Source organism: Acinetobacter sp. ANC 3813, assembly GCF_002135435.1.
Taxonomy (GTDB): domain Bacteria; phylum Pseudomonadota; class Gammaproteobacteria; order Pseudomonadales; family Moraxellaceae; genus Acinetobacter.
Genome location: NZ_NEGK01000007.1, coordinates 221,251 through 245,779 on the forward strand (window position 1 = coordinate 221,251; position 24,529 = coordinate 245,779).

The following is a 24,529-nucleotide window of genomic DNA, read 5'->3' on the forward strand; positions in this document are numbered from 1 at the left end:
ATATCTATTGGTTTTTAACCATTCCCTAGGCTAAAAAGTATCTTACATGATTTTTTTCGAAGTTTTACCAAACAATCACATTTCTTAATAAAACTTAATCGCAGTACACATCATATGAAGAACAGTGAACATCTGCTCGCGACACGCCGTTTTCTGCCTATGTTTCTGACCCAATTTTTTGGGGCATTGAACGACAACGTTTATAAGCAGGCGCTGCTTCTGGTCATCACCTATGGATGGATTCAGCAGCAAGCCGCAAGCATCAGCACACTAAACAATTTAGCCGCGCTGCTGTTTATTTTACCTTACTTTATTTTCTCTGCGACGGCTGGACAGCTGGCAGACAAATATGAACGTTCACAGCTTGTACGAATACTAAAAATTTCTGAAATTATCATCATGCTGATTGGCAGCGCAGGCTTTTTGCTGGGTAACTTATGGCTGCTGCTGCTGGCCTTATTTATGATGGGTACACATTCAACCTTCTTTGGCCCAATCAAATATGCCATTTTGCCTGAAATCTTAAAACCCAATGAACTGATGTCTGGCAACGCGCTATTCCAATCAGGCACATCTATGGCAATTCTGATCGGTATGATCTTAGGCGGTGCAGTAATTTCCTCTTCGGAAGGCAATTTGCTTTGGATTAGCATTACGGTTTTGACTATTGCCGTTTTAGGCTATTTTTCCAGTAAATTTATTATTAAACAGCAAGTCACTGCGCCAGATTTAAAAATAGACTGGAACTTTTTCCGCACCAGTTTTCAAACCTTAAAATATGCCAAAAGCTTGCCGCTGGTTTTTACCATTTTATTGGGCAACTCATGGTACTGGTTCTACGGTGCAACTTACTTAACGCAAATTCCGCAATTAACACAGCAAAATCTGCATGCCTCAGAAAATGTGGTTAGCCTTCTGCTGACTTTTTTCTCGGTCGGTATTGGCGTCGGCTCCTTACTTTGCCGCAGAATCGGCGGCACTGAAGTCAACATTAAAATGGTCCCATTTGGCGCCATTGGCCTTACCGTTTTTGCATTTTATTTGGCTGCAAGCCTCGCATTTGTACCAGAGCAAAGCGGAAAACTCTTAGGACTCTATGAATTCTTTCATGGCGGCTGGAGCTATTACCACGTGATGTTTGCTGTGACTTTGCTGGGTATTAGCGGCGGTTTTTATATTGTCCCGCTGTATGCTATGATGCAGGCTTTTTCTCCCCGCTCACACCGTGCGCGTGTCGTTGCTGCCAACAACATTTTGAATGCCGTTTTCATGGTATCTTCTGCTATATTCTCAATCATCATCTTAAGTTTATTGAAGATTGATATTAAAATTTTGTTCAGCATCACTGCAATTTTAAGCGCGATTTTCAGCTTTTGGCTGCTGCGCCGTTTAAAACCAATGCTGAACTCTGCGCAAGTTTCACTGGAGGATTAATTCCATGCGTCAATATACAGGCCTAGATAAGCTAATTCATTCTTTTGACCAAGCCTTAAGAAGCCTAGTACCCGGTTCCACTTCCGCGCAGCGTGAAAATCCAGGCAATCACTCTGAAGCCCAATTGGCCGTCAGTGAAGCGCGCCATGTAGCTGGTTTAATGCGCGTGAACCACAGCGGCGAAGTTTGCGCACAAGCGCTATATCACGGTCAGGCTTTAACAGCAAAACTGCCCAATGTCCGCAAGGAAATGGAACAAGCAGCGATTGAAGAGCAAGATCATTTAGCATGGTGCGAAGACCGTTTAAAAGAGCTGGATAGTGTGCCTAGTTTATTGAATCCAGTATGGTACAGCTTGTCATTTGGCATGGGCGCAATTGCGGGTATTGCAGGCGACAAATACAGCCTCGGTTTTGTTGCGGAAACAGAACGTCAGGTCAGCATGCATTTGGAACACCACATCAGCCAGCTGCCTGAACAAGACGAACGTTCACGCAAAATTCTCGTGCAAATGAATGAAGATGAGCTGCATCACCGCGATACAGCATTAAATGCAGGCGGTGTTGATTTGCCATTGCCAGTGCGCATTGCGATGACTGGTATTTCTAAACTCATGACCAAAACCAGTTATTATATTTAAGTAAATTCATATATAAAAAGCCCGCAATGTGCGGGCTTTTTTATGCAGCGTTTTGTTTGCTAAGATTTCTTTTTAGATTTTTTCTTCGCAAATAGATTGAGCGCCTGCGCATAATGCGATGGAGTAATCCGCTGCACCAAATCCAAAATCTTGGCGTCATTTCCAATGAGTAGACGGGCTTTATTGGCTTTTACACCGTCCAAGATGACTTTAGCTGCCTCTTCTGGCGGTGTTTTTAAGACTTTATTAAATGAACGGCTGGCTCGTTCAGGATTCATACCCAAAGCTCGGATACTGTCACTCATACGTGCGGCATTGGCAATATTAGTACGAATACCACCCGGATGTACCGAGGTTGCACTAACACCGCAATGTTCCATATCCAATTCTTGGCGCAAAGCTTCAGTAAATCCGCGCACTGCAAATTTTGTGGCGTTGTATGCGCTTTGCGTCGGCTGTGCAGTCAGACCAAAAAGGCTGGAGGTATTGATAATATGGCCTTCTCCGCTTTGCTTTAAATACGGCAAAAAAGCTTTGGTGCCATACACTACACCCCAAAAATTAATATTAAAAATCCATTCGAGTTCTTCATAGCTCATGCCTTCAACCGTACTGGCTAAGGCAACGCCGGCATTATTAAAAATCAGATTCACTTGACCAAATTCATTAAAGCTGCTTTCTGCCCATGCATAGACTGCTTCCCGGTCAGCAACATCCAATTTGGTTAAGCTCACTTGAACAGGATAATCTTTCAGCAAATTCAGTGTTTCCGCCAAACCTTGTTCGTTCATATCACTTAAAGCCAAATGCGCGCCTTGCTGTGCAAGCTGCAATGCCAATTGACGGCCTATGCCAGAACCTGCGCCCGTAATTGCAGCAACTTTTCCATTAAAACTTTTCATTTCATTTTTTCTCTGATCTGTTGCCGAAAAACGCACTGAAAGTGCATTGGGCGAGTTTTGACATGAACTTTTCAATTATGCTGATAAGAGTACAAAAGAACAGAATATGAATAAAATGATATTTAATAATGGTTCGCTATGTATAAAATTCATATTAAATCTTAGGTTGCCACATTAAAAAAAAGCGCTCGAACTAAATCTGAATGTATGCTGCAAACAGCCTGCTCAGTGATTGGATTGATGTGTTTTCTTTCTTCTTTTCCAGATTAAATAAAATAGTCTGCAAAGTACAATACAGGCAATAACAGCAATAATAGTATAAATTTCTTCATGATAAGGCAAAGTCTGCCGCCAAAAGATATGCAAGGTATGGGTTATTTTTACACCCAACATCACAATTAGCCACGCCCAAATAAAACAGGCAAGTAAATTAATCAGCACATATTTCCACAGCGGATAGCCTTTAATGCCGACTGCAATCGGTAATACAGTTCTAAAACCCCATGCAAAACGCATAACTAAAATGGTCAGAATCGGATAACGCTCAATAAACTGACTGGCCTTTTCAAATTTTTCAGCCAGTTCAGCGCGGGTATTCAACAGCTTTTGCCCATAGCGCAGCCCAAGCTGATAATAAAACTGATCGCCAATAAATCCACCCAGCATAGCCGCTGCAATCAAACCCCAGAAATTCATCAAATGCTGATGAACTGCGTATGCGCCCAGCATCAATACCGTTTCACCTTCAAATAATGCGCCAGCAAATATAGCGAAGTAGCCAAAATGCTGGATCAAATCACTCCAGTTCATAGGAAATATTCTGTTTTTATTGAACACTGATCATATCATTTGTACATTTTTGAGTACTGACAAAAAAGTAAAGAATGGTGATTAGTACTGCCTATTTATAAAGTAAACACCATAAAATGACGGTGTTTTGATTTTGATAGATTTTTTGATTCATCAACCCTATAAATCAAATGATATCAATTAGATAAGCGACATTATTGCATAAATTATAAGATCAGTCGCAGCTCACAACAGGAAAATGATGACATCCATGCTCAAAGGCAGCGTCTTGCCATATATCCAGCATTGGAATTTTCACATCTAAAGCCAAAGGCAATTTTTTCGTATTGAACTGCATCTGCTCTAGGCTGATACCGCAAGCAATGAGGTCCACATCCAGCGCAATATTATGCGATGGACGAATCCGGCCTGAAGCAGCTTCCATTTGCTTTAAATATTCCATCATTTCATCAGGATTTAAATGGCTTCGCACCAAGCAAGCCGCATTCCAATAATCAGCTCCGATACCATCACGGCATGGAATCAAATAAATTTTGGAGAACTTAAATTCACCGAGCTGAGAAATTTGCGTAATTGCACTTTGAAAATGCTCTTTGGGCTGGCTATTGCTCGCTAGCGCTAGAGCATAAATCGTTTCGGTGACGTTCAAGACGAATTCCTACAGAATTTGCTTGCGGGATAATGGCAGGCTTACGGATGCTAATCATAATAGATTCCACCGCAGGAAAGGTAGTAAAAAGTGCGTTAAGTACCAGTTTTGCCGCATGTTCGATCAATTTGGGCTGTGCGTCCTGAATAACTTTGGCTGAAATTTCGCAAATTTCTGCATAATTCAGGGTATCTTCCAGTTCATCGGAGTTTGAAGCCTGCTCAAGACTGGTTCGGATGGTTAAATCCAGCATTAAAGGCTGAATGATTTGCCGTTCCCAATTGAAACAGCCCACCACCGTATCAACTTTTAAGCCTTCAATAATAATTGCGTCCATATTCAACCTTTAACACAGTGCTTAATCCCCCCAATAATAAAATCTTCTGAGTTTTAGCAACGCTTAACACAAAAGTCCCCCTTTATTACAGGGGGATTGAGGACAATTTATAACAAAACTAAAATGCTAGATAACTATTTAATTAATGCTTTAACAGCAAATTAGGGTCCATAGTCTGAACCATCTGCAAACGCTGATCTGCATAAATATCTGTATACGGCGCAAGGATACGCATAAAACGGTCAAAATACAGCATTTGCTTAAACAGCAGCGCAAAGTCACGCGGGAATCGGATACCGTGGCGTTCGCCTACTCCGACCATATCCATCATGATGTCATTCAGATCTGCTGGATTTGAAGTCAGCAACTCTTGCGGATCTGCAAGGAGTACACCACTGAACAGACGTTCTAAATCATCAGCCAATACTTTGGTGTCAATTTTCTTATCCGTCATGCCCATTTTCAGCATGTTTTCAGCCATTAAAGCGTAATTGGTATTTTGCAGCGCATCCATAAAGGCAATACATGCTGTCCATACTTCCGGCTTTAACTGTCCGACAATACCAAAATCGATAAAACCAATACGGCTATCTTCCAGCAGCATCAGATTGCCTGCATGCAAGTCTGCATGGAAGCTTTCACACATCATCAAACTGCCAAACCACGTATTCATAGCAGTCACCAAGACCTGAGATGGATCTTTAGCGACTTTTTTGACCACTTCAAAATCAGTTAATGGCACGCCATAAAAGCGCTCCATGGTTAGAACACGGCGCGTAGAAAACTGATGATAAACTTTTGGAGCTGCTGCGGTTTTGTTTTGCGTCACGTTTAAATAATTGACAAAATCATCAATATTTTGCGCTTCTTCAATAAAATCGACTTCACGCACCATGCGGGTTTTAATTTCTTCAACAATGTCCGCTAAAGAAGCAAACTTCACCTTAGGTACGGCTTTTTCTAAAATTTTGGCTGCCCAGTGCAAGACATTTAAGTCTGTATAAAGGATCGTTTCTACGCCCGGCTTCTGCACTTTTAATACAACGTTCTCACCTGTTACCAGCTTCGCCGCATGCACTTGCGCAATAGAGGCGGATGCTAGAGGTGTTTCATCAATGGAAGCAAATATTTGTGACAAGTCGCGCCCAGCAAATTCTGAAGCCAGCACCTGCTGCACATAGCTAAAAGGCAAAGATGGCGTTTGATCCAAACAGCCTTGAAATTCTTCTACATATTCGCGCGGGAATAAAGATGGTGTACTGGCAATAAACTGGCCCAGCTTAATATAAGTCGAACCGAGAGACTCAAAGGTCTCGCGCATGAGTTTTGCATTGCTCGGTTTTTCTGTCGCATATTTAATGCCGGCTTTCGCGGCGACGACTGCAGTTTCACCCATACGGGCAACCGAACGGAATCCATCAAGCCAAATATTGTTTTTCATAATGTCTGAGGAAAATTAATTTGTAGTGAGTGTAGCAAAATTTCAATCCTTTGCAGGACTATCTTGCCTGACAGATTGGACAATTTTCATCTTGTGCAAAGCCTAAAATGCGCTGTTTCATGCTCAAGCCATCCCAGAGCAGCAATTTTTGCTTTAAAGGCGAAACATTCAGGCCTAAATACAGCAAGGCATGATGCGCCTGTAAACTCGCCATTACATTCGGGGTTGTCGCCAATACGCCCGAATCTGCACAGCGCAGGTCTTCATTCGCCTGCTGTTCTTTCGGAAATAAGCATTCATAGCAGGCTGAATCACCTTCGACCATAAACAGCTGACCTTGGAAACCAATCGCAGAAGCACTAATTAATGGCACATTCAGCTGCTTGCATTGCGCATTGACGGTATAACGGGTTGCAAAATTATCACAGCCATCCAGCACAACATCTTGCGGCGCAATGAGTTCCGCTGCATTAGACACATCTAATTTTGCGACGATGCTTTTCACTTGAATATGCGGATTTATACTTTTTAATCGCTTAGCCAGCACTTCTGCCTTATAAAACCCTAGATCTGCTTCAGTAAATGCCATTTGGCGCTGCAAATTGCTGATTTCAATAGTATCTGCATCAATGAGTGTGATTTGCCCAACACCTGCACGCGCTAATAGTTCTGCTGCTGAACAGCCAATACCGCCGCAGCCAACAATCAGAACATTAGAAAGTTTGAGCTTTTCCTGTGCATCTAAATCCCAGCCATCTAATAAAATTTGGCGGCTGTACAGGTGCATTTCGGCATCGCTAAGCTGTAAATCAAATTCTAAAGCATCAATCAAAACACATTCCTTTACTGACACGGATGGTATAGATCATCCATTCATATGCTATTTAAGTTTTATTTGAACAATAATACTCAGGATGAGGTTTAATAGCTCAGCATTATGCATATATTTTTCAACTTCGGAATCTTATATTTACTCGGTTATTTATACTCAGTTTTGCTTTGTTTAAATAAAAAAAAGCCCGAAAAAACAAACTTGGGCCCAAGGAAAGATGGTGGGCATCTTGTGAAGTCAAATTTCTTCACAAGATGCGATATTTTACTGGCTTAAAAACGGTAGCCCATTTTCACACTATAGCCAATCGCATTATTATCTTTAAACTCAGCATCATATCTTTCTGTACCGAACCAGCTTGCAGATTGAGCTTTAGCATCGCCTAACCAAAAATAACGTGCACCAGCCTGAATAAATGTGGCTGGCGTTGGGCTGAATTGAGCACCCAAACCTGCACTCCAGTAGCCATCTGTTGGCCCTAAAGTTGAAGTTAACTCACCTACACCTGAATCCCAGCCGCCCAACACAGATAAAGCCCATTGTTCGTTTAATTTTCTTGCAACACCAAAGTTCACAGAGAATTGGTCTTTCTCATATGCAATTAAGTCAAATCCACGAGTCGTACCTGCAACTGCTTGAGTTAATCCCGCTGCCAATTGACCAAATTTGTGCGGACGGATCGCAAATTTAGACCAGTCCACCCAACGAATATTTGCAAATGCTATAGTATTCGCCATAATGCCTGATTGAAAATCTAGGTTAATAGATTGAGGGGTAGTAATATTAGTCGAACCCGAAGTAAAGGTATAATCCTTACCCAGTTCTTTAACCGCTGAAGCAATTAAAATACTATTGGCCTGCGGCATTCTTTCTTCCACATTTACTTTATAATCAATTTCCGAGCGATAAGTAAGTGATGCCTTTAGCGCAATTTCTGGAATTTGAAAAGCCACACCAGCTAAAAAACCAAACTCACTTTCTTCAGGAATAGAGGCATCATAACCCTTCATATGCATTCCAGTTTCTTTATCTTTAAAATCGCTACACAAGGTCGTAATGACCTTATCTGAACACATAACTCCACCAAAAGGTCCATAAACGGTACCGCGCAAACTGACATCACCTTTTACAGTTTGGTAGACAGGACCCGCATAAATATTCCAGTGCTCGTTCGGTTGATAGCCCATAATTAAAGATAGACTTTGTGTAGAAACCTCTACATTAGTCCCCTCATCCATATGATGAAATGCACCTGCTTTTACGACTTTGTCCCCATCATAAAGTGGCAGTGTTGGTACTACAGTATGTTTTGGATCATTTGCTGAATAGCTTGCTTTTGCACCAAAGGGCTGATCGTAGATCAGACCTAAAGAAATATGTTCATTTGCCTGATATTTCAAAGCAAAATTTACAAAATGGAAACTTTCAGCCATATCAGAAATATTTGTATTGGCTAAGTCTGCACCTGCATTTAATCGATCATTGGATGGCATATTCCAGCCATTTCTCATCTTGCCTGAAACATCTGCATCTAATACAGATATACCCGCCTCAAAGTAATTATTTGGCTGTAAAAATGCTGAAATGGATTGTCCTGAACGATCCATTCCAGCTGCATATACCCCTTGCGTACACAGCGTGCTCAGCAAAATAGCATTTGTTAAGGTTTTTAATTTCATTTCTATTCCTTTACTTTTTCTCATCAACACAAATCATTTGCATTAAATATGGGAAAAATTCCCATTTATTTTTCGGTAAATTTACACAATAAAAATGTAAAAGCAAAGTATAAAATCAGATTCTCATCAAAAAAATTTAACAAAAATTTGGATTAAAAATTTATTAATATAAAAAACAATTAGTTAAATTTTATTAATTTTAAAAAATTAAGCACACTAAACCCTAAAATTGTGTGAATTGTTTATATGAAATAGATACAGCCCATCAAAATTTTTTCCAGTTTTTCACCGGCTATACAGCGAAATTTTATGAGCTCGGTCTTAAATACTCGGCCTTGCTCAGCTTCTCTGCCCGCTGAATAAGTTAAAAATTGAAACACATCAAATAAAAAGGTAAATTACCCTAAGTTTTGGTTTCAGCATTGCAAAAAGATTTTAAAAATATGAGTAATCTGCCGACAGAAGATGCAACATTTAATTTAGAGCAAATCTTGCTCACCATGCATCCATTAACCCAATGGCTTATCCGTTCGGGCGTAGGTTACAATGATTTTACGGCAGCATTGAAACCCTTATTTTATCTTCAAGCGCTTGACGAATTAGATCGAATTGATCAAAAATCTACTGTGTCTGCAATCAGTTTATTATCTGGATTACATCGAAAAGATGTCTCTGCTCTAAAAAATACTGACATTACACACTCTGGCATTCAGCCCGAAGCCTTAAGTGTTTCTTCCCGCGTCATTGGCGCATGGCTTGCAGATGCTTGGCCGCAATGCCTCTCAATGAACAAAAATCATCCGCAGTCATTTGATGCCTTAGTGAAAACAGTTTCTTTAGATGTGCATTCCAAATCAGTCTTGAATGAATTGATTCGCTTAGGCCTTGTTTTAGTAGAAAATGATTGTGTTATTTTACAAAAAAATGGCTATTACCCTAGTCAGCAGCAGCAGGAAATCCGACAGCTGCTGAGCCAAAATGTATATAGCCACCTTATGGCAGGCATGCATAACTTATTTAATGAAAACCAGACTTCACAGCTTGAAGAAGCCATTCGTGCGGAAGAGCTAACATCGGAATCTGTACAAATACTTCAACAAAAGGCAGTTGACTTATGGGAGCAATATTCTCAGGAATTACTGGAGCTTGCATCAAAACGCTGCACCTTAGATAAGGGAAAATCTGAGGCCAATCAAACTTTCTGCTTAGGGATTTATCAGAATGATAAATAGTAATAAAATAATGATTTACAGCCTTTTCGCTTTCTTATTGCAAGGATGTGATGAAGATTTCAATGTCGGGGTTTCAAAAGGCGGTTCTGGCAATGGAAAGCCAAGCAATGAGTTTGAAAATGTAGAGTTTGGCGCTCCATTTAATCAAAATTATAAACTTTGGTTATCACAGCCTGTGAGTGATGTATGCAATGGCGTAAAGCGGACTTTACGGTTTATTCACCCAATTAGTCATGAACTTATAGAGGAAAATCAAACAATTGACCTGACTAAGAAAATACCTTTCGCAAGCCAAATAAAAGCGCAAGTGGTGTGGCAAAATATTTCAAATCAAACAAAAATAGTGATTCGATCCTGCAATGACATTGCATTCGTAGACGAAGAACGCAATAGTACGGACAGCAAAAATCTTGTGCCTAACCTGACTTTAAATGATCAACGCTGCGATGTAACAACAGTCACCCTAAGTCCTGGACAAACCATAATTAATTCAGGTTTAGAATATACCTATGTCAATACAATAGCTGGGGCTTTAGTACATCATCCTCGTGTTGAATTCACCCCGCAAGATACAGACTTAACGGGATGTAAAGAGCTGGCTAGCCCCTTTTATATTTACAACAAACCGTGATTCTGAATAGGCTTAGGCACTGAAGATGATCAAAATACTATTGGGGAGGGACCAATCCAAGTAGGTTGGTTCCTAACAGATGATAAGGCTTCTATCCTTTTTGAACCACCTTATCGAATGCTTTCACAATCGCAAACCAAACATACAAAATCTGCCACTCATCCCCGCGGTACTGCAATTGGAAAGCCGTTATTTTGTAATTAATTGCCCATTTGATTTTCATTTGCGTTTTGAACGCAATCAAACAGGCAAACCTACACTAGTGAATGCATTGGTTGATGCTTGGAAATAAGCTTCGTAAATTGCTGATATTGGTAAATGAGAATGAATGGCGAGCGCCTAGTGTTCCAATTCTACAGCTGAGACTCCCCTATTGTTTTATTGCAGATGAAGTGGTTTACATCATTCAGTGAGATGCTTTTGGGCATTATCGTAAACATCCTTTACCAGAGACGATTTTTGGTGGTCGTTTCCCAGCTCATATTTGGCCGAGACCTTTAATGTGGGCTTTTGAATGGCATGACACTTCTAAAGACTTGATTTTAAAACGGGATGAGCCATTGTTTTATTGTCAATTCGATGGTTTTGATCCATCACGGACAGTGAAGTTGGTTCAAGCTGAAAAGACACCAGAGCTTATGCAGTATATGGAACAGATTTCAGGTGTGGTGAGTTATGTGAATCAGACTTTTAGCTTGTTTAGTGAAGTGGAAAAAGTCAAACCAAGTAAATTAATAAAATCAAAACAGTAACATTTTTTAGATATAAGAAAGAGGAAATAAAATGGCATTTCAAAAAGAACCGATGACAGATAAAGCGATTGATATGATCACATCTACATTTGAGAAGTTCGAAGATAATCATATTAATTTATTAAGGAGAAGATCTAGTGCTCTTGATAAAGTATATAGTCCTGGCTGGGTTGTGGATAAAGTGACAGGAGATTTTTTAATAGCAGGTTCTGGTGTTCCTCAAACATTGATTAGATATTATTATTATTACAATAGACAGATATTTAATTTGTTAATACGAAGTGTTTATTATGGTGGGGTTTTAGAAAGCATTAATAGTGTCGATTATAAAGAAATAAAAAACCTTAGTCAGGATTTTAAGGGCAATCTGATTGATGCATTTATGGAGTTAGAGAAAGATAATCAGCGAGGTGGAAAACTAACATTAGGGGGTGAGCAATGAGTTTAACAGTTGATCAAGCACAATTACAATTAAATACACCAAAAACTATTTCTAAACTCTTTGAAATTGTAGCTAATGTTAGTAGTGATTGGCTTTGTTGCATAAAGGCTTCAGAGATACTAGGTTTGTGCAACAAAGCCTTTGCGAGGTAGAAAAGGTTAGAGCAAAGAATTTATTTTATAAAAAAATTATTTAATTCATTAAATTGGGGAAAATATGATTTTCAAGTTGTTTGTGTCATTTTCTGGATTTTTCTTTATTATGTTCTTTTATTTTATAAACAAAAAAAAAGAATTTTATAAAGGAAGTGAAAATATTAGGATCTTTGTGATTTTAATTTCATTGTTTTTTGTTTATTTCTTCTTTTTATGTAAAAAAAATTGAGTATATAGAAAAGAATGTCTGTGGTGTATTTAAGTATCACTATCCAAAACCAAGTCAGAGAGCTACAAATATAGAGTTGTTAACATTTAATATTGATGGATATGGTGATTTAACCTTGCCAATTGAAAGAAAATTTAATATGAATGGTTTGAATATTGAAAATATAAAAAAAGGTGATAGATTTTGTATTTTAATTCCTGTTGATAAGAGTGATTCTAATAATTTAAAAACTGCATATCATATACTTTATATAAAAATTTACGATTGAATTAAGCATTTATTTTATAAGAGGGTGTAATTAATGTCTAAAGAAATTAAACCTGCATCTCAGAATTTATCTGAGATGCTTTTGACAGGTGTTAGTAGATCTCTTTCATAAATCAAAAAACGCCCTACCTTTGTTGTTTATTTAGTCCGAAGAATCTTAAATATTCATGCATAATCTATGGATAAAATACTCTGATTAAAAGAAGCTTTCTGAAACCCAATTTAAGCGCTATACAGGCATACCATGATCAATTATTTATGTATTGGTTGATCAATTACATAAGAATAGGTATTGAGCATGTATTTGACCATCTAAGAAATCTCCAAATACTTTCGGAACGTTATCGAAAGTGAGGAAAAAGAATCGGTTTAAGATTCAATTTAATTGCTGGAATTTACAACATGGAATTGAGTAATAAATGACTTATGAAAGAGGTCTACTATATGCGTTAAAAATTAGCGCTTTTCATTCAAAAACATCTGCTGACAATATTTCATATAAAAAGGCTGTCCTATGACAGCCTTTTTTGACCCTATATAATGTAAGGTTTAACCCACTTTATGCAGATTTTCCGCCTTCGCAATCTCTTGCTGCTTCAGCAAATTACGCTGAATTTTACCGCTGGAGGTTTTTGGCAAACTTGCAACAAATTCAATTTCTTTTGGATAAGCATGCTTAGACAAGCGTGAACGCACATATTCCTGCAGCTGATGCATTAACGCCTCTGTAGCAGAATACTGGGCTTTGAGCACCACAAAGGCTTTCACAACTTCAGTACGCTCAGGGTCAGGCTTACCAACCACTGCAGACTCTAGAACCTCTTTGCATTCCAATAATGTGCTTTCAACGTCAAAAGGCCCTACACGATAGCCTGACGTTGTAATGACATCGTCTGCACGTCCAATAAAATCTATGCCGTTTTGTTCATTTAAGCGTACTGTATCGCCCGTCAAATAATAATTCCCCGCAAAAGATTTACGGTTATTGCCGCCATAGCCCGTAAACCAAAACAGCGGTGACTGCGAACAATCAATGGCCAATGTTCCAATGCCGCCCGGCTCTACTTCATGATGTTCTTTATTTAAAACTGCAAAACGATGGCCTGGAATAGCATAGCCTGCAGAACCGACTTTTTTGTGATGATCCAGTGCATGATGATTGGCAATGACCATCCCTAATTCAGTTTGTCCATACTGATCATAAATATTCACATTCAGGTCATGATTGAACCAGTGAATGACTTCCGGCGTTAAAGGCTCGCCTGCACTGCTGACCACCCGCAAATGTTCTTTAATTGAAGGATCAAATTTTTCTTTAAAGCCAAAGAACATGCGAAATGCAGTAGGCGAACCTGTTAGATTGCTGACTTTGTATTTCTGAATAATCTGCAGCGCGTTATCTACGCTAAAGGCACGCTCATCCATAATAATGCTATGACCTAAACTCAATGGCCCAGTAATGCCGTAATACAACCCGTAAGCCCAGCCCGGATCGGCTAAATTCCAGAAAGAGTCTTCTGCACGCAAATCAACTGCATGGGTCATATAGCCCTTAAAGGCCAACACCGCTTTTAATGGCACGGGTACAGACTTCGCCAGACCCGTCGTGCCTGAGGTAAACATCATTAAGAAATGATCATCAAAACTCAGCTGCACAGGATCACAACTGGACGACTGCTGCTGCAGCGCTGTCCAAAAGTCTGCTTCTTTTGTTTGAGATGAGGACAAATGCTGTGACTGCTGGCCTGCCTGAACAATCAAAATGTGCGGCACTTTAACACTGTTCAATTTAAGGCGCTGTTCTGCATTGGTCAAAATCAATTGTGTCTGAGCAGTTTCTACACGGTGCTCAATGGCTTTAGATTCAAATGCGGTAAATAAGGGCTGATATACAGCACCTATACGCCATGCAGCCAAGACTGTAATCAGCAGCTCAGGTGTACGCGGCAACAGTCCTGCAATACAGTCGCCTTTTTTCAGGCCCAAGCTTTTTAAATAATTGGCCAGCTTGCCGGAAGCTTCATCCAGCTGAACAAAACTCCATACAGAAGATTCACCGTTTTTGCCTTCCCAAATTAAGGCGGTCTTATTCTTTCCAAGGTAGCGTCCACAGCATTCCGTATATGCATTGATTTGTGTGGCTGAACCGATGAGCTGCTCCGCAATCTGCTGCTCATAATTAAAATCCTGATACGCCTGTTCTAATGTTTTCATTTTGCAACCTCTCGTCCTAAAGGCTGAATGGCGCGGCATCTGCGCTTGGCTCATTCATTGTCATATTATTTTTCTCCATCTGCTTATAGCAGCTGCAGCTGTACATCCCGTACAAATATCCGCACGATCAATCTGTGCTTTTTGAAATATAAGATTAGAAAAACATGTTCTGATGCCGCCTGCAATTTCCATAACCGTCAAATATTTTGCAGGCTTTGGGCATCGACTAAAGTCTGATTAATCAGCCTTTAGCCACTTCGCGGGCAATCACTAAACGCTGAATGTCAGATGCGCCTTCATAGATTTGGCTGACGCGGACATCACGGTAAATTCGCTCGACTGGAAAATCCGAAACATAGCCATAACCGCCATGAATTTGAATGGCATCAGAACAGACTTTTTCCGCCATTTCAGAGGCAAAAAGCTTCGCCATAGAAGCCTCTTTTAAACATGGCAGCCCAGCATCTTTTAAAGTCGCCGCATGGAAAATCAGTTGGCGTGCAGCTTCAATTTTGGTTGCCATATCTGCAAGACGAAATGCCACAGCCTGATGCTGCACAATTTCTACACCAAAAGCTTTACGCTCATTGGCATATTCGACAGCCGCATCTAAGGCTGCGCGCGCCATGCCGACACATTGTGCGGCAATGCCAATCCGGCCAGACTCTAAATTAGACAATGCAATCTTGTAGCCATCACCTTCTTTACCCAGTAAATGATCCGCAGGAATGCGGCAGTTATCAAAAATAATCGTTGCCGTATCTGAACAATGCTGCCCCATTTTGTCTTCAATACGCGAAACAATATAGCCAGAAGTTCTAGTCGGAACTAAAAAGCAGGAAATGCCTTTTTTACCCGCAGATTTATCGGTCACTGCAAAAACCAAAGCCACATCAGCATATTTACCAGAAGTAATAAACTGCTTTGTACCATTAATGACCCATTCATCACCATCACGTACTGCTTGGCATTCTAAGGCACTGGCATCTGAGCCAGCCTGCGGTTCAGTTAGGCAAAAACAGCCCAGCATTTCGCCTGTTGCCAATTTGGTCAAGTATTGCTGTTTTTGCTGTTCTGTACCGTAACGCTGGGTAATCCCGCAAGGCAATGAATTCTGCACGCTGACAATAGTCGAAATAGCACCATCCCCTGCGGCAATCTCCTCCAAAGCCAAAACCAGCGAGACATAATCCATGCCTGCACCGCCCCATTCTTCTGAAATAGTCATACCTAAAGCACCCAATGCACCCAGCTCTTTTAGCTCCTGCGCAGGAAAACGCGCTGTTTTATCCCGCTCCGCCGCGGTCGGTTTCAACTTTGTCTGTGAATAATCCCGCAGCATATCCTGAACCATTTTCTGCGCTTCATTTAAAATCATTGAGCATCCCTCTCATTGCTATTTTTACAATCTAAACTTTATGGGAAATATTAAAATTATCTGCATGGTGACTCATCCATCCGCAACCTACAGAGCATCTAAAAATAAATGTATCTGCGAGCTAAAAGCATGATAATGCACATTAAACAGGTTTTGCGAATGGCGATGGTTTTGCCTACTTTTCCCTTATGAAAAGTAGGCAAAACCGAAGGTTATGTCATATTTTGAATCAATAACAAAAAGACTCCACTCTCAACCTTCTGTTCCTTTATTTCCTATTTAGGCTGCATTCGAATCGCTCCGTCCAAACGAATCACCTCACCATTCAAATAACCATTCTCAAAAATATGCCCCACCAAATGCGCAAACTCTTCAGGCTTCGCCAAACGCGGAGGAAACGGCACCATCTGCCCCAAAGCATCCTGCACATTTTGCGGCAGGCCTTTCAGCATTGGCGTCTCCATAATGCCCGGTGCAATCGTCATTACACGTATTGCCTCACGCGCCATCTCACGCGCCAGCGGCAAAGTCATTGCAACCACTGCGCCCTTCGACGCAGAATATGCCGCCTGACCAATTTGACCATCATAGGCAGCAACAGATGCCGTATTCACAATCACACCGCGCTCTTCTTCGCCCGCTTTCAGTTCATACTTCGCTATTAATCGCGCTGCATAACGGATCATATTGAATGTGCCAGACACATTAATATTCAGCACTTTTTGAAACATGGCTAAATCGTGCAAACCGTCACGGCCCAGCACTTTCGCCGAAGGGGCAATACCCGCGCAATTGACCAAGCCATTCAGCTGACCATATTTATTTTCAATGTGCTGAAAAAAAGCTTCCGCAGCCGCTTCATTGGTCACATCCAAAAGCTGAAATTCTGCATGTTCACCTAAACGGTGCTGCAGTTCCTCACCCATGCTCTGATTCATATCCGCCATAATGACTTTAGCGCCTTGGCCAACCAGATAGGTTGCTGTTGCAGCGCCTAGCCCTGATGCGCCGCCAGTAATTACAAACACTTTCCCTTGAATCTTCATTTTATTTTTTCCTAAACATGTATTTTTGAAATTCGACTTAAGACACAGAGTAAACATAGAATAATTTGAGTACAATTTCCAAATGCTGCATCCTGTGTGATGTATTTGAACAATATAAAATGACTGCAATCATTCATGGATTACACATTGAACGGTGACCGCTTTCAGGATGCTTTTAAAGGCACCATTTCCATCAGCTTAGTCAAAGAAGCGCTGCATCATGCCCGCTTGCAAGGTTTTGACTTGGATCACCTGCTCATGCAGGCTGGCATTGCACCTGAACTGATGCAGTCTGATAAAACCCGTGTCTCTGTTTCCCAGTACGCGCAGTTATGGATTGTGCTGGCTGATGCCATGAATGATGAGTTTTTCGGCATGGACAGCCATGCCATGCGCAGAGGCAGCTACACATTTTTATCTAAATCTGTGCTGCAGGCAGAACATGCTGGCCAAGCACTCGGCCAAATTTTGCAGTTTCTGAATTTGCTCTTAGATGATTTCCAAAGCAAATATTTTGTAGAAGAACATTACGCTTACATCATTATTCAAGATAAAGCTGCACCCAAACGCATGTTCAGCTACGCAACCTATTTAATGCTGATTCATGGCATGATGTGCTGGTTATGCGGTCAACGTGTAGTGCTCAACCGCATACAGCTCAAATGCGATGCACCTGAAGATGACAATGATTATAAAGTAAGGTTTTGCGATGATATTCAGTATCAGGCTGAAGAAAATTATATTCAAATTGATGCCAGCTATTTAGACATTGCTATTAAGCAAGATAAAAAGTCATGGCATCAATTTATCCAGCACACGCCTTATAACCTTTTGGTACGTTTTAAAAACCCCAATGCCCTGAGTCATCAAATCCGTAAGCACTTAATTCAAACACCTACAGCTAGCTGGGCTGAACTGCCAGATTTATCACAACAATTTGGCATGTCTGAAGCCACCATGCAGCGGCGATTAAAACAGGAAGGTGTCAATTTTCAGCAATTAAAAAATGACATCCGCCGTGACCTAGCGATTGATTTACTCGAAGGCAGTGCATACACACTGCAAGATATTAGCGAAAAACTCAATTTTCATGATGTCAGCGCTTTTCATCGCGCTTTTAAGAAATGGACTGGGGTCAGCCCTGGCGCATATCGTCAAAACAGCAACGATAAATAAAAGCCCGTCCAATATTTTTCAAGTCTCAGCTTATCCACATTATTTAATTTTTATAAATAATCAATGCTTTTCAGAAGCTTACAAAAATGATAAAACGCGACTGATCATTCATCTTTAGTGCATTGCTTCTTTGGTCTTATTAGGTTATTTTTCAATCAATTCAAAGCGCTTTTGCTTTTACATTTTTTTGATGTAATCCACTCCTGTTTAATCACCTGAAAGGCCCTCCCATGCTTAAGATGATTGATGTACTTGAACAAAGTTTAGTACAAAACTTCTCTAATTCTCTATTCAGCGCAGCTGAACACTCTGAGGCGCAGTTCCATCAAGACTTGCGTGATATGTCTGATATTGATTTAGCCAATATTGTGTCAGTTTTCTTCTTGAACGCACAAGCTGCAGACATTGCTCAGCACTTAGATATTTCTGCTGAAGCATTGCAAAATATTCAAGCTGGCGCTGATTTAAAAGCAGAAAGTTTATTGCCTGAAACGGCTAAAATTGTTGCTTACTGCTTAGCGGTAGAAACAGATGCATTGAACCGTGTAGAAATCGCAGACTGCCTGCAAGACTACCCAATGTAATCTCTTCGCACTGAATAGTTATACTTATAAATAAAGCGGTCAATGAACCGCTTTATTTATTTCTAGAACTGCTTAAACCGCTTTAATTAATTCACCGCCATTTCTGTTTAATCCTGCCTATATCTTTAATATTAATGCTGTTTGTTATTATTCATATAAAGGCGCTTCAGTCCTCCACTAAAAATTAAAAATATTTAATAACAATTACTTAACATTTTAAATTACTTATTGCCCATTTTCATATTTCATTATCATTTTTTCTCTTTTGCAGCATCAGCCCACTCCAAGTATTAATTGCGCATTATTTTTAATATTGATGCTGGGGCTTACTTAAATGAAATCATCCACTAAAATTTCCATACTACTCTTTTCTGCATTGATTACAGGGAATGCTGCGGCAGCCATTGCTGCAGAAATCAAACTCGATTATGCCTACTATGCCCCTACGAGCCTGGTGGTGAAAGAGCAAAAATTATTGGAAAAAGCCTTACCGAAGACACAAATTAAATGGGTGTTCAGCCAAGGTTCTAACCGCTCACTGGAATATCTCAATAGCGGCAGTACCGACTTTGCATCAACCGCGGGTTTAGCCGCAGTACTCAGCAAAGCCAATGGCAGCCCGATTAAAACCGTATATATTCAAAGCCAGCCCGAATGGACCGCTTTACTGGTCAGCAAAAATTCTGCGATCAAAAGTCTTAAAGATTTAAAAGGCAAAAAAATTGCTGCTACCAAGGGCACAGATCCCTATTTATTTACCTTACAAGCCTTAGAAACAGTAGGTTTAGGCAAGCGTGATGTACAACTGGTACATTTACAGCATCCAGACGGCAAAACAGCCTTGGAGCGTGGACAAGTCGATGCATGGGCAGGTCTTGACCCATTAATGGCTTCTGCACAATTACAGTCTGGCGCAAAACAAATTTACCGCAACATCAACTTCAACAGTTACAGCGTACTGAGTGTTAAAGATCAATTTGCAGCGCAAAGCCCTGAAGCTGTAACTGCCGTGATCAAAGCCTATGAACAGGCACGCAAATGGGCCAAGGCCAATCCAGACAAGTTAGCCGCTTTGGTTGCTCAAGAAGCCAAGTTGCCGCTGAATGTTGCGCAGCTGCAAATCAAACGAACTAACTTTGATCAAAATGTGCCTAATGCCAAACAAATCGCTGCTTTGCAAAAAGCTGGTTCAATTTTGACCGAGGAAGACTTAGTCCGCAGAGGCACCAATGTGAATCAAGTCGTTTCTCAGCTCTTTGATGCTAAACTTGCTCAGCAAGCGCTTAAACCTTAAGGCTAAGCCAACATGACGACTGATACTGCTATCACAGCGAAAATTCAAGCGCAGCTTGCACAGCAGCAAACGCAGCACAAAGCTGGAGCAAAGATTAAAAGCCTGATTAAAGGGCTGACGCTGCCTGTACTGCTGATCTTGCTCTGTGAATATCTTGTACGTGCAGGATTTATTGAGCCTTACTTGCTCCCTGCACCCAGCAGCCTATGGCAAAGTTTAACAGAGTTGGCTGCTGGTGATTTAACTCAGCACATCTGGGCCAGTACTTGGCGCGTATTCTTAGGCTTTTTCATCGGCAGTGCGCTAGCGCTATTTTTTGCTGTGCTGGTGGGCTTGAATAAACAGGCTGAGGAATTTTTAGAACCCAGTTTTTCTGCGATTAAATCTATTCCTAGCCTAGCTTGGATTCCCCTGCTGCTGCTTTGGCTGGGGATTGATGAAGGCTCAAAAATCACTTTAATCGCCATTGGCGCATTCTTTCCGGTCTATACCAATGCTGTAGCCGCGATTCATGGTGTAGACCGCAAACTGCTTGAAGTGGCAAAAGTCTATCGATTGAAATATTGGCAGCAAGTCCAGCAGATTATCTTGCCCGCAGCTTCTGCAGGTATTTTAACTGGACTTAGAAATGGCCTCAGCCTGTCTTGGATGTTTATGATTGCCGCTGAACTGATCGCCGCCACGCAAGGCATTGGTTATTTGCTGAGTGATGGCCGTGAAACCTCCCGACCGGATATCGTCATCATTGCCATTATTTTGCTGGCTGTACTGGGTAAAATTACCGACAGCATCATGAAAGCTTTAGAAAGTTGGCTGCTGAGATGGCGGGATGTCATTAAGAAGTAACGGCTAGAAAAGCTATTTTATAGCGTAGTGTATTAATAGCAGGCTTTATAAAGCTGCAGGCAAAAGAAAAGCGCATTCACTGCGCTTTTCTTTTGCCTGCAGCTCAATGTCATGAAGCAAACTTCAAACCATGACAAAGTCATCAAGAAGATTAATGCGGCCATTGCCCTAAGGTTACGCGGTCATTGCCGCCATAATCTTTTACGGTGCGTACTTGCTTATAGCCAGCTTGGGTAAAGATATGACGTACAGCATCGCCTTGGTCATAGCCATGCTCAAGCACCACCCAGCCATTTACAGTTAAGTGTTTTTTGCCTTGCTGAATGATATGTTCCAAATCCGCCAAACCTTGCTTATCAGCAACCAAAGCACGCTTTGGCTCAGTTGCCAAATCTGGCATATGTGCATCATTGGCATCAATATAAGGCGGGTTCGATACAATCACATCAAAAAAAGCGCGCCCCAAAGGCTTAAACCACGACCCGCAGGCAAACTGCACATCATTCAGATCATGCTTTTCAGCGTTGAACTGCGCAACTTCTAATGTCGGCTCATAAATATCTGTAGCAACAACGGTCCATTCAGCACGTTCACTGGCAATAGACAGCGCGACGGCCCCAGTGCCCGTCCCTAAATCGACAATACGTGCATCATCAGGCACATCCAAATGCAAAACAGTTTCAACCAGCACTTCTGTATCTGGACGCGGCACCAAAGTATCTTTGGTGACTTTTAAATCCAAAGTCCAAAAGGGCTGCGAACCCGTCACATAAGCCAAAGGTTCACCCGCAGCGATGCGCGCTAAGCCATCCTTAAATTGCTGCTCCTGTTCAGCAGTCAATTCCTGCTCTTTTTTCATCACCAAATCAAAAGAATCAATTTTGGTGATATGTTCGAGCAGCCATGCATTTTCCTGACGCTCATAGCTTTCAGGTTCACCGCGTAAAGCCAAAGCCTGTGCAATATTCATTTAGCCACCATTTTGCTGTGCAAGAAGCGCTAACTGATCAGCTTGATATTCACGGTGCAAGCTATCCAGTAACTCAGTCAAATCGCCTTCCATCACTGCATCTAATTTATATAAAGTTAAATTAATACGATGATCAGTCATACGGCCTTGCGGATAGTTATAAGTACGGATACGTTCTGAGCGGTCGCCCGAACCCACCAAATCTCGGCGCATTTCTGAAGTCGCCGCATCGGCAGCGGCACGTTTCGCATTTTCAAGACGTGAAACCAACAGCGCCATAGCCTTGGCTTTGTTCTTATGCTGTGAACGCTCATCCTGACATTCCACAACTGTACCCGTTGGAAGGTGGGTAATACGAACTGCAGAATCTGTTTTGTTAATGTGCTGACCGCCCGCGCCTGATGCACGGTATGTATCAATACGCAGTTCCGAAGGATTAATTTCGACAGTCGTATCGACATCAATTTCAGGCAGAATCGCAACCGTACAGGCAGAAGTATGCACGCGTCCTTGTGATTCTGTTGCAGGTACGCGCTGTACACGGTGCGCGCCGCTTTCAAATTTCAAGCGTCCATAGACGCCGTCGCCGTTTATCAGGCAGATGACTTCTTTATAGCCGCCATGTTCGCCGTCATTTTCAGACAGAATTTCCAGACGCCAGCCTTGTGATTCGGCATATTTGCTGTACATGCGGAATAAATCGCCTGAGAAAATTGCCGCTTCATCACCGCCGGTTCCAGCACGGATTTCCAAATATGCAGAGTTTGCATCATTTGGATCTTTTGGAATCATCAGAATGTTCAAATCAGCTTCAAGGCTATTAATTAAAGCTTTATTTTCTTGAATTTCTTCTTGCGCCATTTCTTTAAAATCAGGATCTGACAGCATGGCTTCAGCGGTTTCAATATCTTTTTCCGCTTGCGTATATTTACCCCACACTGCAGTGATTTCACTTAAATCACTGTGTTCGCGCGACAGCTGACGGAAACGCTTATTGTCCGAAATTACTTCAAGATCTGCGAGCAAGGCATTTAATTCTTCGTGACGGTCAGATAACTGATCTAACCGCAAACGCAGCGATTCTTTCATTGTTCAAAATATCTCAATACAGCCTGTTCAGTGGCATCCACCCGAACAGATCATTCTAAAAATTGCGCTTAGTTTAACGATTCTCTGATTTAAATGACATCTTTATTGATGCTGTATAGCCAAACTGGATCAAACTGCAATAATTGCATCCTGCGATTGCAGTGAAACATTGCAAAAATTAAGTTTCATTTCACTTTTCGTCGCAATAATCAAAAAAATGCGCCAATGTTTTAAAACGGCTAAAAGGCTATTTTCTGCTACATTCATTCACAATTTTGTGAATTTGATTATTTTTAAATCAGTTTTTTCACAATGGTTACAAAGCGAAACAATGTGGAAACTAAAGCACAGCAATTCAATGAAGACTCTCCACACTTTCAAAGAATCATCTTGTTACATTGACCCCATCGTAGAAATGACACAGTCCACAAGTATGGACATGGAGTAAAGCATGAAACTGAATGCTATTTTATTAAGTACTGCTTTGGCAGCAACTTCAATGTTTACTGTAAGCGCTCATGCTGACAGTACAACTCGCGTAGCTGCAGCAAGTGCTCTAGGCAGTGTAGCTGGTACAGCAATTGGTAAAAACATGGGCGGCACAACTGGCGCGACCATTGGTGCAGCTTTAGGCGGCGCTGGCGGTGCAGCAGTAGCAAGTGACCGACGCAACCGCACTGAGTCTGCTATTGGTGGCGCAATCGGCGGCGGTGCGGGCTATACCGTTGGTAAAAGCATGGGCGGCACAAACGGCGGCTATGTTGGTTCAGCACTTGGTGCAGCGGGCGGCGCAGCTTTAGGCAATAAAATTTCTAAAGACAAAGCCAGCACGAGCTATAACAAAAAACACTATAAAAAGAAACGCCGTCACTAAGTTTATGGCGTCAAAAATAGCACCTTCGGGTGCTTTTTTTATGTCGAAACGATTGTCTTTTCAAACTGCCTAAGACGAATCAAATGCACAGCTCTAACAATACATATTGAGTGAAAATTATAATTATGTAGAAATCTGGCAGATGATTTACACAGTAATTACCAAAGACTTCATTTTAGCAATAATGCTCTTCACGATCTTTTCTACATTTTTGCTTACATTGATATCAAGACGAAATGGATAGGCTCTAAGGAGTTCAAAAATGAAAATCAATAAATATATTTTAGGTGCTGTAATTACTGCTTCTGTATTCACCATGACTGCAGCGAATGCTGGCAATACCACAAATACGGCTTTAGCTTCGGCGCTTGGCGGTGTAGTTGGCGCAGCAGTCGGCAAGCAAATGGGCGGTACAACTGGCGCAACAATTGGTTCAGCAATTGGCGGCGGTGCCGGCGCAGCAGTTTCAGCCAATAAACGTGACCGTAATGGCGCGATCATTGGCGCAGCTCTAGGCGGTGCTGGCGGCTATACTGTCGGTAAAAATATGGGCGGCACGAATGGCGGATATATTGGCGCAGCGGCAGGTTCTGCAGGCGGTGCGGTTTTAGGTAAAAAAGTCAGCG

Annotated in this window: 24 protein-coding genes and 2 pseudogenes; 14 read left to right on the forward strand and 12 right to left on the reverse strand. The window is 41.3% G+C overall.

Features of this window, described 5'->3' with window-relative positions; genetic code table 11:
• The first annotated feature begins 114 nt into the window (after positions 1 to 114).
• The gene (locus B9T34_RS12300; RefSeq protein WP_086213416.1) at positions 115 to 1,434 is read left to right on the forward strand and encodes an MFS transporter; all 1,320 of its coding nucleotides are present in this window, start codon (positions 115 to 117) and stop codon (positions 1,432 to 1,434) included.
• A 4-nt stretch (positions 1,435 to 1,438) separates the two neighbouring features.
• The gene (gene coq7, locus B9T34_RS12305; protein WP_086213417.1) at positions 1,439 to 2,074 is read left to right on the forward strand and encodes a 2-polyprenyl-3-methyl-6-methoxy-1,4-benzoquinone monooxygenase; all 636 of its coding nucleotides are present in this window, start codon (positions 1,439 to 1,441) and stop codon (positions 2,072 to 2,074) included.
• A gap of 59 nt (positions 2,075 to 2,133) precedes the next feature.
• Here coq7 and B9T34_RS12310 read toward each other — a convergent pair whose 3' ends face one another.
• The 7 genes from B9T34_RS12310 to B9T34_RS12340 all read right to left on the reverse strand — a co-directional run bounded on the left by B9T34_RS12310 (position 2,134) and on the right by B9T34_RS12340 (position 8,724).
• Positions 2,134 to 2,976, reverse strand: coding sequence for an SDR family NAD(P)-dependent oxidoreductase (locus B9T34_RS12310; RefSeq protein WP_086213448.1), 843 nt, complete (start codon positions 2,974 to 2,976; stop codon positions 2,134 to 2,136).
• A 225-nt stretch (positions 2,977 to 3,201) separates the two neighbouring features.
• Positions 3,202 to 3,786, reverse strand: a complete 585-nt coding sequence (locus tag B9T34_RS12315; RefSeq protein ID WP_228147449.1) for a DedA family protein — start codon at positions 3,784 to 3,786, stop codon at positions 3,202 to 3,204.
• Positions 3,787 to 4,000: 214 nt separating this feature from the next.
• The gene (locus tag B9T34_RS12320) at positions 4,001 to 4,435 is read right to left on the reverse strand and encodes a 2-amino-4-hydroxy-6-hydroxymethyldihydropteridine diphosphokinase (protein WP_086213418.1); all 435 of its coding nucleotides are present in this window, start codon (positions 4,433 to 4,435) and stop codon (positions 4,001 to 4,003) included.
• Positions 4,389 to 4,772 (reverse strand): dihydroneopterin aldolase, encoded by a 384-nt coding sequence (gene folB / locus B9T34_RS12325; RefSeq protein WP_086213419.1) that lies wholly within the window; start codon positions 4,770 to 4,772, stop codon positions 4,389 to 4,391. The genes B9T34_RS12320 and folB overlap by 47 nt, the downstream gene beginning before the upstream one ends.
• Positions 4,773 to 4,914: 142 nt before the next feature.
• Entirely contained in the window at positions 4,915 to 6,213 is a 1,299-nt protein-coding gene (locus B9T34_RS12330; RefSeq protein ID WP_086213420.1) for an ABC1 kinase family protein, read from the reverse strand.
• A 58-nt stretch (positions 6,214 to 6,271) separates the two neighbouring features.
• Positions 6,272 to 7,000, reverse strand: coding sequence for a HesA/MoeB/ThiF family protein (locus tag B9T34_RS12335; protein WP_086213450.1), 729 nt, complete (start codon positions 6,998 to 7,000; stop codon positions 6,272 to 6,274).
• A 317-nt stretch (positions 7,001 to 7,317) separates the two neighbouring features.
• Complete coding sequence (locus tag B9T34_RS12340; RefSeq protein WP_086213421.1) at positions 7,318 to 8,724, reverse strand: OmpP1/FadL family transporter; 1,407 nt, start codon at positions 8,722 to 8,724, stop codon at positions 7,318 to 7,320.
• A gap of 443 nt (positions 8,725 to 9,167) precedes the next feature.
• On the opposite strand from B9T34_RS12340, the gene B9T34_RS12345 reads away from it, so the two are divergent.
• The 6 genes and pseudogenes from B9T34_RS12345 to B9T34_RS19240 form a co-directional block, all read left to right on the forward strand.
• Positions 9,168 to 9,956, forward strand: a complete 789-nt coding sequence (locus tag B9T34_RS12345) for a DUF6502 family protein (RefSeq protein WP_086213451.1) — start codon at positions 9,168 to 9,170, stop codon at positions 9,954 to 9,956.
• Positions 9,946 to 10,587 (forward strand): hypothetical protein, encoded by a 642-nt coding sequence (locus B9T34_RS12350; RefSeq protein ID WP_086213422.1) that lies wholly within the window; start codon positions 9,946 to 9,948, stop codon positions 10,585 to 10,587. Before B9T34_RS12345 ends, B9T34_RS12350 begins: the two co-directional genes overlap by 11 nt.
• Positions 10,588 to 10,593: 6 nt before the next feature.
• Positions 10,594 to 11,339: pseudogene (locus tag B9T34_RS12355) on the forward strand (hypothetical protein).
• A gap of 31 nt (positions 11,340 to 11,370) precedes the next feature.
• Positions 11,371 to 11,781, forward strand: coding sequence for a hypothetical protein (locus B9T34_RS12360; protein ID WP_086213423.1), 411 nt, complete (start codon positions 11,371 to 11,373; stop codon positions 11,779 to 11,781).
• Positions 11,782 to 12,130: 349 nt separating this feature from the next.
• On the forward strand, positions 12,131 to 12,433 hold the full coding sequence (locus tag B9T34_RS12365) for a hypothetical protein (RefSeq protein ID WP_086213424.1): 303 nt from the start codon (positions 12,131 to 12,133) through the stop codon (positions 12,431 to 12,433).
• A 326-nt stretch (positions 12,434 to 12,759) separates the two neighbouring features.
• A pseudogene (locus tag B9T34_RS19240) lies at positions 12,760 to 12,855 on the forward strand (IS5/IS1182 family transposase); the annotation flags it as partial.
• A 126-nt stretch (positions 12,856 to 12,981) separates the two neighbouring features.
• Here the strand turns inward: B9T34_RS19240 and B9T34_RS12370 are convergent.
• The 3 genes from B9T34_RS12370 to B9T34_RS12380 form a co-directional block, all read right to left on the reverse strand.
• Positions 12,982 to 14,646: an AMP-binding protein gene (locus tag B9T34_RS12370; protein WP_086213425.1), complete on the reverse strand. Its 1,665-nt coding sequence runs from the start codon at positions 14,644 to 14,646 to the stop codon at positions 12,982 to 12,984.
• 241 nt (positions 14,647 to 14,887) lie between these two features.
• Positions 14,888 to 16,024: an acyl-CoA dehydrogenase family protein gene (locus B9T34_RS12375; RefSeq protein WP_086213426.1), complete on the reverse strand. Its 1,137-nt coding sequence runs from the start codon at positions 16,022 to 16,024 to the stop codon at positions 14,888 to 14,890.
• A gap of 275 nt (positions 16,025 to 16,299) precedes the next feature.
• A complete protein-coding gene (locus B9T34_RS12380) occupies positions 16,300 to 17,070 on the reverse strand; it encodes a 3-hydroxyacyl-CoA dehydrogenase (protein WP_086213427.1) in 771 nt (256 codons plus the stop codon).
• A gap of 135 nt (positions 17,071 to 17,205) precedes the next feature.
• On the opposite strand from B9T34_RS12380, the gene B9T34_RS12385 reads away from it, so the two are divergent.
• From B9T34_RS12385 to B9T34_RS12400, 4 genes are all read left to right on the forward strand, one after another.
• Positions 17,206 to 18,246 (forward strand): AraC family transcriptional regulator, encoded by a 1,041-nt coding sequence (locus tag B9T34_RS12385; protein ID WP_086213428.1) that lies wholly within the window; start codon positions 17,206 to 17,208, stop codon positions 18,244 to 18,246.
• Positions 18,247 to 18,476: 230 nt separating this feature from the next.
• A complete protein-coding gene (locus B9T34_RS12390; RefSeq protein WP_086213429.1) occupies positions 18,477 to 18,830 on the forward strand; it encodes a hypothetical protein in 354 nt (117 codons plus the stop codon).
• Between the two features lie 334 nt (positions 18,831 to 19,164).
• On the forward strand, positions 19,165 to 20,124 hold the full coding sequence (locus B9T34_RS12395; protein ID WP_086213430.1) for an aliphatic sulfonate ABC transporter substrate-binding protein: 960 nt from the start codon (positions 19,165 to 19,167) through the stop codon (positions 20,122 to 20,124).
• Between the two features lie 12 nt (positions 20,125 to 20,136).
• A complete protein-coding gene (locus tag B9T34_RS12400; RefSeq protein WP_086213431.1) occupies positions 20,137 to 20,970 on the forward strand; it encodes an ABC transporter permease in 834 nt (277 codons plus the stop codon).
• Between the two features lie 151 nt (positions 20,971 to 21,121).
• Here the strand turns inward: B9T34_RS12400 and prmC are convergent, their stop codons facing one another.
• Positions 21,122 to 21,940, reverse strand: a complete 819-nt coding sequence (gene prmC / locus B9T34_RS12405) for a peptide chain release factor N(5)-glutamine methyltransferase (protein WP_086213432.1) — start codon at positions 21,938 to 21,940, stop codon at positions 21,122 to 21,124.
• Positions 21,941 to 23,029 (reverse strand): peptide chain release factor 1, encoded by a 1,089-nt coding sequence (gene prfA / locus B9T34_RS12410; protein WP_086213433.1) that lies wholly within the window; start codon positions 23,027 to 23,029, stop codon positions 21,941 to 21,943. It lies immediately after the preceding gene.
• 451 nt (positions 23,030 to 23,480) lie between these two features.
• Here prfA and B9T34_RS12415 point away from each other — a divergent pair, with 451 nt between their 5' ends.
• A complete protein-coding gene (locus tag B9T34_RS12415; RefSeq protein WP_086213434.1) occupies positions 23,481 to 23,903 on the forward strand; it encodes a glycine zipper domain-containing protein in 423 nt (140 codons plus the stop codon).
• Positions 23,904 to 24,165: 262 nt separating this feature from the next.
• A partial coding sequence (locus B9T34_RS12420; protein ID WP_086213435.1) for a hypothetical protein occupies positions 24,166 to 24,529 on the forward strand: 364 nt, incomplete at its 3' end.

Bases quoted from the DNA above. Each gene is read 5' to 3' on its own strand.
- B9T34_RS12300 (WP_086213416.1), top strand. From the start codon at position 115: ATGAAGAACAGTGAACATCTGCTCGCGACACGCCGTTTTCTGCCTATG.
- coq7 (WP_086213417.1), top strand. From the start codon at position 1,439: ATGCGTCAATATACAGGCCTAGATAAGCTAATTCATTCTTTTGACCAA.
- B9T34_RS12310 (WP_086213448.1), bottom strand. From the start codon at position 2,976: ATGAAAAGTTTTAATGGAAAAGTTGCTGCAATTACGGGCGCAGGTTCT.
- B9T34_RS12315 (WP_228147449.1), bottom strand. From the start codon at position 3,786: ATGAACTGGAGTGATTTGATCCAGCATTTTGGCTACTTCGCTATATTT.
- folB (WP_086213419.1), bottom strand. From the start codon at position 4,772: ATGGACGCAATTATTATTGAAGGCTTAAAAGTTGATACGGTGGTGGGC.
- B9T34_RS12330 (WP_086213420.1), bottom strand. From the start codon at position 6,213: ATGAAAAACAATATTTGGCTTGATGGATTCCGTTCGGTTGCCCGTATG.
- B9T34_RS12335 (WP_086213450.1), bottom strand. From the start codon at position 7,000: ATGCACCTGTACAGCCGCCAAATTTTATTAGATGGCTGGGATTTAGAT.
- B9T34_RS12340 (WP_086213421.1), bottom strand. From the start codon at position 8,724: ATGAAATTAAAAACCTTAACAAATGCTATTTTGCTGAGCACGCTGTGT.
- B9T34_RS12345 (WP_086213451.1), top strand. From the start codon at position 9,168: ATGAGTAATCTGCCGACAGAAGATGCAACATTTAATTTAGAGCAAATC.
- B9T34_RS12350 (WP_086213422.1), top strand. From the start codon at position 9,946: ATGATAAATAGTAATAAAATAATGATTTACAGCCTTTTCGCTTTCTTA.
- B9T34_RS12360 (WP_086213423.1), top strand. From the start codon at position 11,371: ATGGCATTTCAAAAAGAACCGATGACAGATAAAGCGATTGATATGATC.
- B9T34_RS12370 (WP_086213425.1), bottom strand. From the start codon at position 14,646: ATGAAAACATTAGAACAGGCGTATCAGGATTTTAATTATGAGCAGCAG.
- B9T34_RS12375 (WP_086213426.1), bottom strand. From the start codon at position 16,024: ATGATTTTAAATGAAGCGCAGAAAATGGTTCAGGATATGCTGCGGGAT.
- B9T34_RS12380 (WP_086213427.1), bottom strand. From the start codon at position 17,070: ATGAAGATTCAAGGGAAAGTGTTTGTAATTACTGGCGGCGCATCAGGG.
- B9T34_RS12385 (WP_086213428.1), top strand. From the start codon at position 17,206: ATGGATTACACATTGAACGGTGACCGCTTTCAGGATGCTTTTAAAGGC.
- B9T34_RS12390 (WP_086213429.1), top strand. From the start codon at position 18,477: ATGCTTAAGATGATTGATGTACTTGAACAAAGTTTAGTACAAAACTTC.
- B9T34_RS12395 (WP_086213430.1), top strand. From the start codon at position 19,165: ATGAAATCATCCACTAAAATTTCCATACTACTCTTTTCTGCATTGATT.
- B9T34_RS12400 (WP_086213431.1), top strand. From the start codon at position 20,137: ATGACGACTGATACTGCTATCACAGCGAAAATTCAAGCGCAGCTTGCA.
- prmC (WP_086213432.1), bottom strand. From the start codon at position 21,940: ATGAATATTGCACAGGCTTTGGCTTTACGCGGTGAACCTGAAAGCTAT.
- prfA (WP_086213433.1), bottom strand. From the start codon at position 23,029: ATGAAAGAATCGCTGCGTTTGCGGTTAGATCAGTTATCTGACCGTCAC.
- B9T34_RS12415 (WP_086213434.1), top strand. From the start codon at position 23,481: ATGAAACTGAATGCTATTTTATTAAGTACTGCTTTGGCAGCAACTTCA.